This window comes from Noviluteimonas caseinilytica (assembly GCF_018406605.1).
GTDB lineage: Bacteria > Pseudomonadota > Gammaproteobacteria > Xanthomonadales > Xanthomonadaceae > Noviluteimonas > Noviluteimonas caseinilytica.
Genome location: NZ_AP024545.1, coordinates 61,336 through 76,890 on the forward strand (window position 1 = coordinate 61,336; position 15,555 = coordinate 76,890).

Annotated in this window: 15 protein-coding genes; 6 read left to right on the forward strand and 9 right to left on the reverse strand. The window is 67.5% G+C overall.

Going from position 1 to position 15,555, the window contains the following annotated elements; genetic code table 11:
• Positions 1-3: 3 nt before the first annotated feature.
• The 6 genes from LYSCAS_RS00340 to LYSCAS_RS00365 all read right to left on the reverse strand — a co-directional run bounded on the left by LYSCAS_RS00340 (position 4) and on the right by LYSCAS_RS00365 (position 6,375).
• Positions 4-3,435 carry a methylmalonyl-CoA mutase family protein gene (locus LYSCAS_RS00340; RefSeq protein ID WP_213435079.1) on the reverse strand — a complete coding sequence of 1,144 codons (3,432 nt, stop codon included), beginning with the start codon at positions 3,433-3,435 and terminating at the stop codon, positions 4-6.
• 144 nt (positions 3,436-3,579) lie between these two features.
• Entirely contained in the window at positions 3,580-4,035 is a 456-nt protein-coding gene (locus tag LYSCAS_RS00345; protein WP_213435080.1) for a hypothetical protein, read from the reverse strand.
• 3 nt (positions 4,036-4,038) lie between these two features.
• Entirely contained in the window at positions 4,039-4,359 is a 321-nt protein-coding gene (locus LYSCAS_RS00350; RefSeq protein WP_213435081.1) for a hypothetical protein, read from the reverse strand.
• Positions 4,360-4,397: 38 nt separating this feature from the next.
• Complete coding sequence (locus LYSCAS_RS00355; RefSeq protein ID WP_213435082.1) at positions 4,398-4,862, reverse strand: cupin domain-containing protein; 465 nt, start codon at positions 4,860-4,862, stop codon at positions 4,398-4,400.
• The gene (locus tag LYSCAS_RS00360) at positions 4,859-5,668 is read right to left on the reverse strand and encodes an MBL fold metallo-hydrolase (protein WP_213435083.1); all 810 of its coding nucleotides are present in this window, start codon (positions 5,666-5,668) and stop codon (positions 4,859-4,861) included. The genes LYSCAS_RS00355 and LYSCAS_RS00360 overlap by 4 nt, the downstream gene beginning before the upstream one ends.
• Positions 5,665-6,375 carry a glutathione binding-like protein gene (locus LYSCAS_RS00365; protein WP_244858605.1) on the reverse strand — a complete coding sequence of 237 codons (711 nt, stop codon included), beginning with the start codon at positions 6,373-6,375 and terminating at the stop codon, positions 5,665-5,667. Before LYSCAS_RS00365 ends, LYSCAS_RS00360 begins: the two co-directional genes overlap by 4 nt.
• Positions 6,376-6,430: 55 nt before the next feature.
• Here LYSCAS_RS00365 and pdxR point away from each other — a divergent pair, with 55 nt between their 5' ends.
• Positions 6,431-7,882 carry a MocR-like pyridoxine biosynthesis transcription factor PdxR gene (gene pdxR / locus LYSCAS_RS00370; RefSeq protein ID WP_213435084.1) on the forward strand — a complete coding sequence of 484 codons (1,452 nt, stop codon included), beginning with the start codon at positions 6,431-6,433 and terminating at the stop codon, positions 7,880-7,882.
• Here pdxR and LYSCAS_RS00375 read toward each other — a convergent pair.
• The 3 genes from LYSCAS_RS00375 to LYSCAS_RS00385 form a co-directional block, all read right to left on the reverse strand.
• Complete coding sequence (locus tag LYSCAS_RS00375) at positions 7,833-8,468, reverse strand: hypothetical protein (RefSeq protein ID WP_213435085.1); 636 nt, start codon at positions 8,466-8,468, stop codon at positions 7,833-7,835. The two genes, pdxR and LYSCAS_RS00375, sit on opposite strands and share 50 nt — an antisense overlap.
• Complete coding sequence (locus tag LYSCAS_RS00380) at positions 8,468-8,881, reverse strand: hypothetical protein (RefSeq protein WP_213435086.1); 414 nt, start codon at positions 8,879-8,881, stop codon at positions 8,468-8,470. The genes LYSCAS_RS00375 and LYSCAS_RS00380 overlap by 1 nt, the downstream gene beginning before the upstream one ends.
• A gap of 65 nt (positions 8,882-8,946) precedes the next feature.
• Positions 8,947-10,533 carry a tetratricopeptide repeat-containing sulfotransferase family protein gene (locus LYSCAS_RS00385; protein WP_213435087.1) on the reverse strand — a complete coding sequence of 529 codons (1,587 nt, stop codon included), beginning with the start codon at positions 10,531-10,533 and terminating at the stop codon, positions 8,947-8,949.
• 248 nt (positions 10,534-10,781) lie between these two features.
• On the opposite strand from LYSCAS_RS00385, the gene LYSCAS_RS00390 reads away from it, so the two are divergent.
• From LYSCAS_RS00390 to LYSCAS_RS00410, 5 genes are all read left to right on the forward strand, one after another.
• Positions 10,782-11,882 carry a Glu/Leu/Phe/Val dehydrogenase dimerization domain-containing protein gene (locus LYSCAS_RS00390; RefSeq protein ID WP_213435088.1) on the forward strand — a complete coding sequence of 367 codons (1,101 nt, stop codon included), beginning with the start codon at positions 10,782-10,784 and terminating at the stop codon, positions 11,880-11,882.
• Between the two features lie 73 nt (positions 11,883-11,955).
• Positions 11,956-13,113 carry an isovaleryl-CoA dehydrogenase gene (locus tag LYSCAS_RS00395; RefSeq protein ID WP_213435089.1) on the forward strand — a complete coding sequence of 386 codons (1,158 nt, stop codon included), beginning with the start codon at positions 11,956-11,958 and terminating at the stop codon, positions 13,111-13,113.
• A gap of 135 nt (positions 13,114-13,248) precedes the next feature.
• Positions 13,249-14,424 carry a thiolase family protein gene (locus LYSCAS_RS00400; RefSeq protein WP_213435090.1) on the forward strand — a complete coding sequence of 392 codons (1,176 nt, stop codon included), beginning with the start codon at positions 13,249-13,251 and terminating at the stop codon, positions 14,422-14,424.
• Between the two features lie 122 nt (positions 14,425-14,546).
• Positions 14,547-14,939, forward strand: a complete 393-nt coding sequence (locus LYSCAS_RS00405; RefSeq protein ID WP_213435091.1) for a hypothetical protein — start codon at positions 14,547-14,549, stop codon at positions 14,937-14,939.
• A gap of 194 nt (positions 14,940-15,133) precedes the next feature.
• Positions 15,134-15,514, forward strand: a complete 381-nt coding sequence (locus LYSCAS_RS00410; protein ID WP_213435092.1) for a hypothetical protein — start codon at positions 15,134-15,136, stop codon at positions 15,512-15,514.
• Positions 15,515-15,555: the final 41 nt, after the last annotated feature.

Consider the following 15,555-nt stretch of genomic DNA (forward strand, 5'->3'; position numbering starts at 1 on the left):
GATTTACATGTTGCGGCGGTACTCGCCACCCACGTCGTACAGCGCGTGGCTGATCTGGCCCAGGCTGTGCGTCTTCACCGCTTCCATCAGCGATGCGAACACGTTCTGGCGATCGCGCGCGGTCTTCTGCAGGTACGCCAGGCCCTTCTCGGCATTACGCAGGTGCTGGAAGTTGGCGACGTTCTGGATCTGCTGGCCCTTCTCGCTTTCGGTCGAACGGATCAGCTCGATCTCGGTGACGATGTCGCCGGCGTGGTCCTTCGGCAGGAAGGTGTTGACGCCGATCAGCGGCAGCGAGCCGTCGTGCTTCTTGTGCTCGTAGTACAGGCTCTCTTCCTGGATCTTGCCGCGCTGGTACATCGTGTCCATCGCGCCGAGCACGCCGCCGCGGTCGCTGATCGCCTCGAACTCCTTGTACACCGCCTCTTCGACGATGTCGGTGAGCTTGTCCACGATGAAGCTGCCCTGCCACGGGTTCTCGTTGAAGTTGAGGCCCAGTTCCTTGTTGATGATCATCTGGATCGCCACCGCGCGGCGCACGCTTTCTTCCGTCGGCGTGGTGATCGCCTCGTCGTACGCGTTGGTGTGCAGCGAGTTGCAGTTGTCGAACAGCGCGTACAGCGCCTGCAGCGTGGTGCGGATGTCGTTGAACTGGATTTCCTGCGCATGCAGCGAGCGGCCGCTCGTCTGGATGTGGTACTTCATCATCTGGCTGCGCGGGCCGGCGCCGTAGCGCTCGCGCATCGCGCGCGCCCAGATGCGGCGCGCCACGCGGCCGATCACGGTGTACTCCGGATCCATGCCGTTGCTGAAGAAGAACGACAGGTTGGGCGCGAAGTCGTCGATCTTCATGCCGCGCGCGAGGTAGTACTCCACGATCGTGAAGCCGTTGCTCAGCGTGAAGGCGAGCTGGCTGATCGGGTTCGCGCCCGCTTCGGCGATGTGGTAACCGCTGATCGACACCGAGTAGAAGTTGCGGACGCTGCGGTCCACGAAGTACTGCTGGATGTCGCCCATCATGCGCAGGGCGAACTCGGTGCTGAAGATGCAGGTGTTCTGCGCCTGGTCTTCCTTGAGGATGTCGGCCTGCACGGTACCGCGCACGGTCTTGAGCGTTTCAGCCTTGATGCGCTCGTAGGTTTCGGCATCGACCACCTGGTCGCCGGTGACGCCGAGCAAGCCGAGGCCGAGGCCGTCGTTGGTTTCCGGCAGCATGCCGCCGTATTCGGGGCGTTTGCGGCCTTCGAACATCTTCTCGATCTGCTCGTGCGCCGCATCCCAGCGCGCCTGGTCGGCGCGCAGGTATTTCTCGACCTGCTGGTCGATCGCGGTGTTCATGAACATCGCCAGGATGATCGGCGCCGGGCCGTTGATCGTCATCGACACCGAGGTGCTGGGCGCGCACAGGTCGAAGCCGGAGTACAGCTTCTTCATGTCGTCGAGCGTGGCGATGTTGACGCCGGAGTTGCCGATCTTGCCGTAGATGTCCGGGCGCACCGCCGGGTCTTCGCCGTACAGCGTGACGCTGTCGAAGGCGGTGGACAGGCGCGCGGCGGGCTGGCCGACGCTGAGGTAATGGAAGCGGCGATTGGTGCGCTCGGGCGTGCCTTCGCCGGCGAACATGCGGATCGGATCCTCGCCCGTGCGGCGATACGGATACACGCCGCCGGTGTACGGGTAATCGCCCGGCAGGTTTTCCTTCTGCAGGAACGTGAGCAGTTCGCCCCAGCTGCGGTACGTGGGGGCGGCGATCTTCGGGATCTTCTGGTGGCTCAGCGACTCGCGGTAGTTCTCCACGCGGATGGTCTTGTCGCGAACCTTGTATTCGGTGACCTCGTCGGTGATCGACTTGAGGCGGGCGGGCCATTCGCGCAGGAGCTTGAGGGCTTCGCTGTCGAGCGAATGGATCGCGTCGTTGTAACGCTGGCGCAGCGTGGCGAGCGTGCGGTCGTCGTGCTTCAGCGCGTCGATGTCGTACAGCGACAGCGCCTTCGGCAACGCGGCGTCGTCCAGGTCGCGCAGCGACTGCCAGTAGGACTGCGCGCGATCGGCGACTTCGCTCTGCGCTTCGATGCGCGTGTTGATGCCGCGGCCCTGTTCGGCGATCTCGGCGAGGTAACGCACGCGCGCGCCGGGGATCAGCACGGTGGCGCGCGGTTCCTTCAGCGTGGTGTCGAGATCCGGCGTCCACTTGTCGGCCGGCAGCTGCAGCTTCTCGCGCAGCAGGCGCGTGAGGTTGGAGAACATCCAGCTGATGCCGGGGTCGTTGAACTGCGAGGCGATCGTCGGATAGACGGGGACATCCTCGTCCTTGGTCTGGAACGCCACGCGGTTGCGCTTCCACTGCTTGCGCACGTCGCGCAACGCGTCTTCGGCGCCGCGCTTGTCGAACTTGTTCAGCACCACCAGCTCGGCGTAGTCGAGCATGTCGATCTTTTCCAGCTGGCTCGGCGCACCGAAGTCGCTGGTCATCACGTACATCGGGAAATCGACGAGGTCCACGATCTCCGAATCGCTCTGCCCGATGCCCGCGGTCTCGACGATCACCATGTCGTAGCCCAGCGACTTCAGGAACGCGATGCAGTCGCGCAGCACGACGTTGGTGGCCGCGTGCTGGCGGCGCGTGGCCATCGAGCGCATGAAGACGCGCTTGGAACGCAGCGAGTTCATGCGGATGCGGTCGCCGAGCAGCGCCCCGCCGGTGCGGCGCCGCGTGGGATCGACGGAGATCACGGCCAGGCGCATGTCCGGGAACGAAGCGAGGAAGCGGTTGAGCAGTTCGTCGGTGACCGACGACTTGCCTGCGCCACCGGTGCCGGTGATGCCGATGACGGGCGTCTTGCCGCCGGCCAGCTGCCACTGCTTGCGCAGGTGCGCGAGTTCGGCTTCGTCCAGCGCGCCCTCTTCCACCGCGCTGAGCATGCGGCCGATGGCGATCTCGTCGGTGAGGTCCACCTGGTGCGGCTTCTCGACGCCCAGGCGCCCTTCGTTCGCGCGGCGCACCACGTCCTCGATCATCGCGACGAGGCCCATGTGCATGCCGTCGTTGGGATGGTAGATGCGCTCGACGCCGTAGGCCTGCAGCTCGCGGATTTCTTCCGGCGTGATCGTGCCGCCACCGCCGCCGAACACCTTGATGTGCGACGCGCCGCGCTCGCGCAGCATGTCGACCATGTACTTGAAGTACTCGACGTGGCCGCCCTGGTAGGACGACAGCGCGATCGCGTCGGCGTCTTCCTGCAGCGCCGCGCGCACGACGTCCTCGACCGACCGGTTGTGGCCGAGGTGGATGACTTCCGCGCCCTGGGCCTGGATGAGGCGCCGCATGATGTTGATCGCCGCGTCGTGGCCGTCGAACAACGAGGCGGCGGTGACGAAGCGCAGCGGGCTGTTTTCCGGCAGCGGGGACGGAACCTGGGCGGCGGTGGTGCTCATGGGGCGGCGATCCGGGGGCGACAGCGAAGGGGCGAATTGTAGCGCCGGGGGCGGAAAGCGGCTGTTGCCGACCTGCCGTGCGCCGGCGCATGGCGGAGCAGCGTCACGCGGCGCCGACATCTCCGCGGTTCGGGCGCAGGCTTTTCAGCGCGCTGGGTGCCTTTGCGCGTCATCCAGCCACAAGCCCTGCGAGACGATCGGTGCCCTGGTCAGTCGCTGCGTGAAACCGCTGGCTTCGAACGTGATCCGCCCGGATGGCCAATTGATCGGCAGCGTCCAACGCCAGCCGGTGTGGCCGTTCGGATATTCGAATTGCTCGCGCTCGATGCGCTCGATCGAGAACGCGCCCATCCCCGCGCCGGGATTCGTGAAATCGAGCTGGAACCGCAGGCCGAAGACGTCGTGGAATTGCAGTGTCGCCGGGGCGATGTCGAACTCGAACGACCCGTCATCGACGCGCCGCCATTCCAGCAGGAAGTCGATGTCGAGGATCAGTTCGGCCGTGCCCGTCTCCTGGTCTGCCGATTCGATCCGGAACCCGTGGACGTGGACGTCGTGCCACGACAACGCATCGAAGTCATCGGCCGTCCATTGGCGCACGCCTCACCAGCCTTCCACGCCGTCCAGCATCTTCGCGACCTTCGGGTTGTCCGCGTACTTGGCGCGCACGGCGGCGAAGTCCTGGTCGATCGTGCTGCATTGCAGGTCCTGCATGGCTTGCTGGGCTTCCTGCCCGCGCTGGCCGTAGGTGTCGGCGCGCGACCAGTGCAGGCAGCCCGACTTGCGCGCGGCCACTTCGCTGGCGTCCTTCGGATACTCGGACTTCGGCGCGTGCTTGACGAGGGACGGCGGCGCGGCCTCCTGCGCTGAAGCGTGGAACGACGTGCACAGCAGCAGGCATGCGATTGCGAGGTGGAGTTTCATGGGCCGATGCTCCGGTAGGTGGGCGGAGTGTGCCCCGATCAAAGGTCCCGGGCCACCAGCCTGTGGTCCCGGCAGTGCTGCTGGTAGGCAGCACGCTGGGATTCCACGTTCGCCCGCAGGATCACGTCACCCCCCGGGCCCAGGAATTCCACGTCTCCCATCACGACCGCGAACGCAAGCATGTCTTCCTCGCCCACCACCTTCCACCAATCGATGTGGCCCGCCGGTTCGAACGCGTAATCCCCTGCCCCGACGATCTCGCCCGTGCACAACTGGCGCTGGCCGACCAGCGTGTACACGTGCACGTCGCCGGTGTGGCGATGCAGCGGCATGACGGTGCCGGGCGTCATGCGCAGCAGTTCGACGAAGCCGCGGTCGCCGAGGAAACGCAGCGGCTTCGCCCACTTGCCGGGCGTGGCCGCGGGAATCCACGGCAACGCCGACGTCGCGGTGAGGTTCGCGGGCAACAAGCCTTGCAGCGCATCGTGGACGAAGGCGTTCATGCGGCCACCACTTGCAGATAGCGTGCGAAGGACGCATCGACGACCGCGCGACCGTTGCCGAGGATGTTGCGGCCCCACGAGAAGCCGTACACGTCGTCGTAGTCGAACGGCGCCAGCACCTGCTGCATGCGGCGCACGTACGACGGCGCCATCGGCGTGAAGTTCGGCACGCTGTGCATGAAGGTGACCTGCTTGCGGTCCTGCGCGACGTGCGGCGAATCACCGGAGAGCAACGCGGGCCGGCCGAACGGCCCCTTGCGCCAATGCAATGCCGTGCTGCCCGGGAAGTGGCCGGCGGTGTTGATCAGCGTGACGTCGTCGGACAACGCCAGCGTGTCGCCGCGCCAATGGCGGATGTGCGGCGAGGATCGGCGCACCCAGCTTTTGTCCGCTTCGTGCAGCAGGATTTCCACGCCGCCCAGCGCCTCGCTCCATTCGACCATCGACGAATAGAAGTGCGGATGCGAGACCACGATGCGATCCACGCCGCCGGCGCCGTTCAAGGCGTCGACCGCGGCGTCCGTCACCAGGCCGAGGCTTTCCCAGAGGATGTTGCCGCCGTCGGTCGGCAGGTGCAGCAAGCGCTGCGGGATCGCGAACGCGCCGTCGACGGCGATCGCGAGCAGGCCATCGTCCTCGCCGATGCGCAGGGTGTAGCGACGTTGCAGTTCGTCGTGCGTCAGCCATTGCTGGCCGCTCCACTCGACGTACTGGCGATCGTCTTCGCACACCGGGCACGACGCGGGCGGCGCGTCCGACGGTGCGTACTGCGTGGCGCAGGTCGCGCAGATCCAGGCGGTGCTCATGCGAGGGCCTCCTGCAGGTCGAATTTCGGATGGGCGTAGGGATCTTCGTAGCCGGCGAACACGCGCTGCGTCGCGGGCCGTGCGCCGATCGCATCGAACCAGCGCGCGATATCCGGGAAATCCTCCAGCGACATGCCATGCCCGGCGTGCGAGACGATCCACGGCCAGATCGCGATGTCGGCGATCGACAGCGCATCGCCTGCGATGAAGTCGCGTCCCGCCAGGTGCCGATCGAGCACGCCGTAGAGGCGATGCGTTTCGCGCGTGTAGCGATCCAGCGCGTAGTCGTCGCGCTGCTTCGCATGCTTGCGGAACCAGCCGCTCTGCCCCGCCATCGGTCCCAGGCCCGCGACCTGCCACGTCAGCCACTGCAGCGTCTGGTAGCGCGTGCGCGCATCGAACGCGAGCAGCCTGCCGCTCTTCTCGGCGAGGTATTGCAGGATCGCGGCGGATTCGAACAACGCCAGCGGCGCGCCCCCGCCGAGCGGCGCGTGGTCGACGATCGCGGGGATCTTGTTGTTCGGCGAGATCGCGAGGAACTCGGGGTGGAACTGTTCGCCGGCGGACAAGCGCACGGGGATCAGCCGATGTTCGAGCGGCAGGCCCTGCTCGGCCAGTTCTTCCAGGAACAGCGGCAGCTTCATCCCGTTGGGGCTGCGGGCGTAATGCACGTCGATCATCGGGAGCGGTCCTGCGACGGTGGGCATGGGGCGATGGTGGGCGTAATCTGGCTCCCTGCGTGGGCCAGTTCGCGGAGATTCCATGGAACCAGTCTTGCCGTTCGCGCTGGACCTGTCGGGGTCCGCGGGCCACCTGGCGGGATCGCTGCACCAGCAGTTGCGGGGGGCGATCCTCGATGGGCGCCTGGCGGCCGGGACGCAGTTGCCTTCGTCCCGGCGATTGGCGGAGGAACTCGGCATTTCGCGCAATACGGTGATGGGCGCGTACGACCTGCTGGTGGCGGAGGGCTACGTGCTGCCGCGCCCGGGCGCGAAGGCGGTGATCGCGGACCTGCATACGCGCCAGGCGGTGGCGCGGCGCCCGGTGTCGCCGCTGCCGGTGGAGGACGTGCGCCTCGCGCCGATGTGGCGCACGCCCTATCTCGCGCGCGAACCCGCACGCGTGCTGCCCGAGCGGAGTTTCCGTTTGGGCATGCCCGACCATCGGCATTTCCCGCATGCGCTGTGGCGGAAATTGACTGCGCAGGTGTTGCAGCAGTGGTCGAAGCAACCGTTCGCCTATCCGCCGTCGGAAGGCATTCCTGCATTGCGCGCGGCCATTGCGAAGCACGTGGCGTTCGCACGTGCGGTGGCGTGCACGGGCGACGACATCATCGTGACGAATGGCGCGCAGCAGGCGTTCGATTTGCTCGCGCGCTTGCTGGTCACGCCGGGCGAAACGCGCGTGGCGGTGGAGGAACCCGGCTATCCGCCGTTGCGCGGTGCCTTCGTCGCGGCGGGCGCGCGCCTGGTGCCGATGCGCGTGGACGACGAGGGCCTGTGCGTCGACGAGTTGCCCGACGACGTGCGCGTGGTGAGCGTGACGCCGTCGCATCAATCCCCCACCGGCGTGGCGTTGTCGCTGCGGCGACGGATGGCGTTGCTGGATTTCGCGCGACGCAACGGCGCGGTGGTGATCGAGGACGATTACGACGGTGAGTTCCGCTTCGGCGGGCGGCCGCTCGATGCGCTGCAGACGCTGGATCGCGAAGGCGTGGTGTTCTACGTCGGCACGTTCACGAAAAGCCTGTTCCCGGCCGTGCGCAAGGGCTTCATCGTCGCGCCGGCGTGGGCGCACGACGCGCTGGCGGCGGTGAAGCACTGCGCGGATTCGCACAGCGACGTCGTCACGCAATCGGTGCTCGCCACATTCATCGCCGACGGGCACATGGCACGCCACGTGCGGAAGATGCGCGCGGTGTATGCGCCGCGGCGAGAGGCGTTGCTGGCGGGGCTGCGCGCGATGCCCGCGTGGTTCGATGTCATTCCATCGGAAGCGGGGATGCATCTCGCGGCGCGCGTGCGGGATGCGTCGCAGATGGGGCGCGTGATGGCGGCGGTGCGAGAGCACACGCCGGGCGCGCAATCGATCGCGGAGTATTCGATCGCGCCGCCGGCGGTGCCGGCCGTGACGTTCGGTTACGGCGTGATCGATGCCGACGCGATCACGGCCTCGCTCGCTTCCCTGCGCAAGGCGTTGCAACGGCCGGCATGACGGTGGCGTGCTTCGCAGGCGCCGCCGCATTGAACGCCGCGATCTGCGGTTGCAGGCGTCGCACCATGTCGCGGGCGGGCACCAACATCCCGAGGAAATAGTCGACTTCGTCCGCGTCGAATGCCGCCGGCGGGCTGCTGCCCAACGCCACGTAGACCTTGTCGCCCTTCGGCTTGACCGTCACTTCGCCTTTCAGGTCCGACGTTGCGGCGCAAGGTTCGCGCGGCGGCGCCAGCGACCGCGCGTAGGCGGTGCCTGCGGCGAGGTGCGTTTTCGCGTCCCGCAGCGCATCGACCAGGGGATCGATGTCGTGGAAGGTCCGGGAGTACGACGCCGATACGCACCTCGGCTCGCCCGGGCATGGCCCCGGAAAATCGAAGTCGATGAGGATGCCCGGGTCGATGGTGCCGTCATCGAAGTACACGCCGCTCACGCCGACTTCGACCTTCGTATGCCCTGCATGCATTTCGCCGAAATCCGCTCGCATCGCCAGGATGGGGGCCAGCGGATCGAAGGCGACGGCGGGCGCACTGGCGCACGCTGCCAGTGACACGGCGAACAGCCAGCGCAGCGTCCCCGGGCGCATCACGGCCAGTTGCCCACGTAGAGGAAGATCGCGTGCCGCTGCCCGCTCTTCGGATCGATGAAATCGTACTCGTCGCACACCGGGAACTCGCCCTTCCGCTTGCGCCCGCATTCGACGAGCGCACGCATCTGGAAGTCCCAGGCCTCGGGCACGTTCACGGACAGCCAGTGCTTCTGCAGGCTGACGCGGAATTCGCGGTCCGCGTTCGTCAGCTTCCGCCCGGGGATCGTGATGACGACGGGATCGTCGCTCGTCGCGCGCGCGCTCGAGAACGCGAAGGTCGGCGGATCGGGAACACCGTGCTCGGTGACCTGGAAGGCTTCGAACGCTGGACGCGGCGACTTGTCTTGCGCGCCCACCGACGCGGACGTGCAGAGCAGGATGGCCGCCCAACCCCACGATGCCTTCCGCATGGCGACCCCCTCGGCTTTCGCGGGAGGCTACACCGGTTGCCGCGTGGCTGCGTCAACGTCCGCCGTCAGCTCCGCGCCGAATACGCGTACGACCCCAACCGCTCCTTCATCGGCGCCAGCTGTTCCTCGTAACGCCGCCACTGCCCCAGCGTCTTCGCATGGATGCCTTCGCGCACCTGCATCGCGCTCGCGGTGGCCACGGTGCCGGCGCGCTTGGCGATGTCGGTCAGGCCGGTCTGCCACGGCAGGCCGATGTAGTCGAGCAGTTCGCGCGTGGTGCCTTCCGGTTCCGACACCAGTTCCGAGTAGCGCACGGTGTGGATGCGGCCCGGCAGCTGCGCAGTCCAGTGCGCCATCAACTGGCGGTAGCGCTTGTAGTAGTCCGCCATCTCCAGCTGGTCGTAGCTGTGCGGGTACGCGGCGGCGAACAGTTCCTTGAGGTTCGAGAAGCACGTGTCCATCGGGTCGCGCACCATGTGCACGATCTTCGCGCTCGGCAACGCGCGCGCGATGTAGCCGAGGTTGAGGAAGTTCGGCGGCAGCTTGTCGGTGTAGTACGCCGCATGCGTACCGTCGGGGCGGCGCGCGCGCCAGCGGGTGTGCGCCAGGTAACGCTCGCCGAGCTGCGCCCAGTCGGTGATCGATTCGGCGCGCTTGGCCAGGGCGAGGTCGAGGTTGGGGCCGCCGGCGAAGTCGCACATCCAGCGCATCTGGAACACGAAATCGCGCAGCTCGCCGGCATCGCGCAGGCGCGCGTGCCCGCCGAGGATGCGTTCGAGCAGCGTGGTGCCCGAGCGCGGCAGGCCGACGATGAAGATCGGCGTGGCGCCCTCGGAATCGTGGTGCTCGCCGGGCGTGATCTTCAGTGATTGCAGGTGTTCGAACAGCGCGGTGTCGGTGGCGGTGTCGTACTGCACCTGCGCGCGACGCAGGCGCATGCCGGTGTCGAGCGCCTGCCATGCGGCCTCCGCATCGCCGAGGTCGTCGAGTTCCTTGAACAGCGCGTAGTACAGCATCGGCGCGTCGGCATGCGCGTCGCCCAGGCGCGCGAGCGAGGCGCGCAACGCGTCGACGTGGTTGTCGTCGCGCGTCTGCGTGTGCAGCTTCGACAGCGAGCGCGCGGCGCGGGCGAAATCCGGATCGGCGGCCAGCGCGGCGTCGAAGGCGGCCTGCGCTTCCACGTCGTCGCCGCGGTGCATCTCGGCCAAACCGATGAGGTAGCGGATGGCCGGCGAATCCCAGCCGAGCTTGCGCGCGGCATCCAGCAGGCGCAGCGCCATGTCGGGCTGCATGTAATCCGTCATCACCTTGCCGAGCTGGGCCAGCGCGGCCGGGCGCTGCGCTTCCAGCATCTCGGGGCGGCCGGCGGCGATCACGGCCGGCTCGGTTTCGCCCAGGGTGAGCAGGCGCTTGCAGACCATTTCGATGACATCCGCGTCATCCGTGTGGGCCACGCCCGCGGCCAGCGCGTGCGCGATCGCGTCGCGGTAGCGGCCCTCGCCCGACGCCAGCAGCGACAGGCGCAGGTTGGCCAGCACGGCGAAATCCGGATCGTCGACGAGCGTGAGGTAGGCGGCGCGGGCGTCGTCCTGGCGGCGTTCGCCGAGCAGGCGTTCGGCGGTTTGCCAGGTGTCCAGGGCGGGGGTCTGCATTCGGCGGCTTTCTTGTAAGGAGTGAATCGACAGGGCCGCGATTGTAGGCGGCCCGCGCCACGGGCGTCCCTACGCCCGCGTACACACGACTCAGGCTTGGCTTCGGAGTAGACTGCGCCGCCTGCGGTGGCCTGAGCGCCTGGATTTTCGTCCGCAGTCCCCAGCAATCTCAACGACTTATCTCGACTTGTTGGCCCGCTTGCCACGCGCGATCACGCGCACGGCGACGCAGGCCGCCGGAGCTTCCGATGCTTTTCGAAACCCTCGACACCTACGGCCACGAACAGGTCGTGTTCTGCCACAACAAGGATGCGGGCCTGAAGGCCATCATCGCCATCCACAACACGGTGCTCGGCCCCGCCCTCGGCGGCACGCGCATGTGGCCGTACAAGACCGAGGCCGACGCGCTCAACGACGTGCTGCGCCTCTCGCGCGGCATGACGTACAAGAACGCGGTGGCCGGCCTGAACATCGGCGGCGGCAAGGCCGTCATCATCGGCGACCCGGCGAAGGACAAGAGCGAGGCGCTGTTCCGCGCGTTCGGCCAGTTCGTCGAATCGCTGGGCGGCCGCTACATCACGGCCGAGGACGTCGGCATCGACGTCAACGACATGGAATACGTGTACCGCGAGACCGAGTACGTGACCGGCGTGCACCAGGTGCACGGTGGTTCGGGCGATCCCTCGCCGTTCACCGCCTACGGCACGCTGCAGGGCCTGATGGCCACGCTCAACAAGAAGTACGGCGACGAGGAAGTCGGCAAGTATTCCTACGCGGTGCAGGGCCTGGGCCACGTCGGCATGGAATTCGTGAAGCTGCTCAAGGAGCGCGGCGCGAAGATCTTCGTCACCGACATCAACAAGCAACTGGTCGACAAGGCCGTCAACGAATACGGCGCCGAAGCCGTGGGCCTGGACGAGATCTACGACGTGCCGGCCGACGTGTACTCGCCGTGCGCGCTGGGCGCCACCGTCAACGAACAGACCCTGCCCCGCCTCAAGGCGAAGGTCATCTGCGGCGCGGCGAACAACCAGCTGGCCAACACGCAGATCGGCGACGAAGTCGAGAAGCGCGGCATCCTCTACGCGCCGGACTATGCGGTCAACGCGGGCGGCGTGATGAACGTGTCGCTCGAGATCGACGGCTACAACCGCGAACGCGCGATGCGCATGATGCGCACGATCTACCACAACCTCGCGCGCATCTATGAAATCAGCGAGCGCGACGCGATCCCGACCTACAAGGCCGCCGACCGCCTCGCCGAAGAGCGCATCAGCGCGATCGGCAAGCTGAAGCTCCCGCTGGGCCGCGCACAGCCGCGTTTCCAAGGCCGCATCCGCGGTCACTGATGCACCACCCAGGGACGGGGCTTCGGCCCCGTCCTGCGTTTCCGTCACCTGAAAGTTTCGTCCGGAGTCTGCAATGCGCGCTTTTCCGCTGGGTGAAGACATCGATGCACTGCGCGAGACGGTCCGCCGTTTCTGCGATGCGGAAATCGCGCCCCGCGCGGCGCAGATCGACCACGACAACCTCTTCCCCGCCGACCTGTGGCCGAAGCTCGGCGAGATGGGCCTGCTCGGGCTGACGGTGCCGGAACAGTTCGGTGGCACCGACATGGGCTACCTCGCGCACCTCGTCGCGATGGAAGAGATCTCGCGCGCGTCGGGTTCGGTCGGCCTGTCGTACGGCGCGCATTCCAACCTGTGCGTCAACAACCTCTACGCCAACGGCACCGATGCGCAGCGCGCGAAGTACCTGCCGAAGCTGTGCTCGGGCGAATGGAAGGGCGCGCTGGCGATGAGCGAACCCGGTGCGGGTTCGGACGTCGTCGGTTCCATGCAGTGCCGCGCGGAACTGCGCGGCGATACGTGGGTCGCCAACGGCAACAAGATGTGGATCACCAACGGCCCCGAGGCCGACGTGCTGATCGTGTACATGCGCACCGCCGGCAAGGAATCGGGCAGCAGTTGCATGACCGCCTTCCTCGTCGAGAAGGGCATGCCGGGCTTCACCACCGCGCAGAAGCTCGACAAGTTCGGCATGCGCGGGTCGAACACGTGCGAGCTGGTGTTCCGCGATTGCGAGATCCCCGCCGCCAACGTGCTCGGCGAAGTGCACAAGGGCGTCAAGGTGCTGATGTCGGGCCTGAACACCGAACGCCTCGTGTTGTCCGGCGGGCCGATCGGCCTGATGCAGGCGGCGATGGACGTCGCCCTGCCCTACGTGCGCGAACGCAAGCAGTTCGACGCGCCGATCGGGACCTTCGGGATCATGCAGGCCAAGATCGCCGACATGTACACGTCGCTGCAGTCCTCGCGCGCGTTCGCCTACCAGGTGGCCCGCGATTACGACGCCGGGCGCAAGTCGCGCGTGGATGCGGCCTCGTGCCTGCTGCATGCGACGGAAGCCGCGGTCGACGTGGCCCTGGAAGCCATCCAGGCGCTCGGCGGCAACGGCTACATCAACGAATACCCGACCGGCCGGATCCTGCGCGACGCCAAGCTCTACGCGATCGGCGCCGGGACCAACGAGATCCGGCGGATGCTGATCGGGCGGGAGCTCTTCGACGGGCGGGATTGAGGCCGATCCGGGGCCTCACGTTTCGCGGAACGACACGTTCCTGAAGGCCGCACCCCACCCGTTTGCCGCACTGCAGCATGCGGCTCTAGAATCGGACCGTCCCGGCGAACCGCCGGCCCGTCTCCTGGAGTCACCATGTCCGACATCGTCATCGTCGGTGCCAAGCGCACCGCCATCGGGGCCCTGCTGGGCCAGTTCACCGGCGTCCCCGCCACCGCCCTCGGTACGGCGGCGATCACGGGCGCGCTCGAGCACGCGGGCATCGCGGCCGACCAGGTCGACGAAGTCCTCATGGGCTGCGTGTTGCCGGCCGGCCTCGGCCAGGCGCCGGCGCGCCAGGCCTCGCTCGGCGCAGGCATTCCCGCCAGCGCGGGATGCACCACCATCAACAAGGTGTGCGGCTCCGGCATGAAGGCCGTGATGCTCGGCCACGACCTGATCAAGGCGGGCTCGGCGAACGTCGTCGTCGCCGGCGGCATGGAGTCGATGACCAACGCGCCGCACCTGTTGCCCAACTCGCGCGTCGGCACGAAGTTCGGCAGCATCGAAATGCTCGACCACATGGCGTGGGACGGCCTGGTCAATCCCTACGACAAGCAGGCGATGGGCGTGTTCGGCGAACAGTGCGTCGCCAAGTATTCGTTCACGCGCGAAGAGCAGGATGCGTACGCGGCGGAAAGCGTTCGCCGTGCGCAGGGTTCCGTGCAGTCGGGCGCGTTCAAGGCTGAAATCGTTCCGGTCACCGTCGCCGGTCGCAAGGGCGACGTGGTGATCGACACCGACGAGCAGCCCGGCAAGTGCGACATCGCGAAGATCCCGTCGCTCAAGCCTGCGTTCAAGAAGGACGGCACGATCACCGCGGCGAGTTCGTCGAGCATCAACGACGGCGCGGCCGCCACGGTGCTGATGTCGGCCGAGGAAGCGCGCAAGCGCGGGCTCAAGCCGCTGGCGAAGATCGTCGCGCACGCCACGCATTCGCAGGCGCCGGAGTGGTTCACCACCGCGCCAGTCACCGCGATCACCAACGTGTTGAAGAAGGCCGGATGGAACATCGGCGACGTCGATCTGTTCGAAGTCAACGAAGCGTTCGCGTGCGTGGCGATGGCGCCGATGCGCGAGCTCGGCATCGCGCACGACAAGCTCAACGTCAACGGCGGCGCCGTCGCGCTCGGCCATCCGATCGGTGCGAGCGGCGCGCGTTTGCTGGTCACGCTGCTGCACGCGATGCAGGCCCGCGGCGCCAAGCGTGGCGTGGCCGCGCTGTGCATCGGCGGCGGCGAGGCCACCGCAGTGGCTGTCGACGTCGCGTGAAATCTGAAAACGTGGTCGGAGAAATTTTCCGGCCAAACCCCTTGACACGCGACAACCGCCGGTTGAGATTGGTATTGGCGCGCAGTTGCGCGTTGCCAATCCAACGACGAGGAATGACCAACATGTCCATCAACAAGGCTCTGATTGCCATCGCTCTGGGCTTCGCCCTGACCGCTTGCACGAACAAGGACCAGGCTGCCGACTCCGCCGCCGAAGCCAGCGCCGCCGCCGGCGAAGCGCAGCAGGCTGCCGACAACGCCGCCGCCACCGGTGACGCCGCCGCTGCCGACGCCGCCCAGGCTGCTGCCGACACGGCCGCCGCCGCTGCCGACGCCGCTTCCACCTCGGCCGACGCCGCTGCCGCCAAGGCCGGCACCACCGACGCCGACGACGCTGCCGACGCTGCCGAGAACGCAGCCGACGCCGCTGGCCAGGCGCAGGACGCCGCCGAAGAGGCTGCTGCCTCGGCCGACGCCAAGACCAACAACGACGGCACCACCCCGGCGAAGAAGTAACCCACGGGTCGGCGCTCTTCACGGCGCTGAATTGTGGTTACAATGCGCGGCCGCCGGTTCACGCCGGCGGCTTTTCTTGTTTTAGCAGTCCGTAGTCAGTGAACGAATGAAGCCGGCCCCGTGCCGGACTGCCGCGCGCACTGGCGTTGCCTGACCCGTTTCTTACCCTTCAGACAACTCCTTTGGAGAGATTCATGAACACCAAGCTCTACGTCCTCCTCGCCGCCGGCGTCCTCGCTCTGTCGGCCTGCAAGAACGACACCCCGACCGCCCAGGCCGAAGCCGCCCAGGCTGCCGACGCCACCGCCGCTGCCGGCGACCAGGCTGCCGCCGCCGCTGACGCTGCCGGCACCGCCGCCGCCGAAGGCGTCGACGCCGCCGCCGCCGCGACGGGCGAAGCCGCTGCCGAGACGGGCGCTGCCGTGGCCGACGCCGCCAGCACCGCCGCTGCCGCCGCCACCGAAGTGACCGCCGACGCCGCCAACGCGACCGCCGACGCTGCGCAGAAGACCGCCGACGCTGCCAAGGCCACCGCCGACAAGGCCGACGCCGCTGCCGCCGAAGCCAAGAAGTAATAGCGCCCTGCGCTAGCTTCTGCTTCACGTAGCACCAGAAG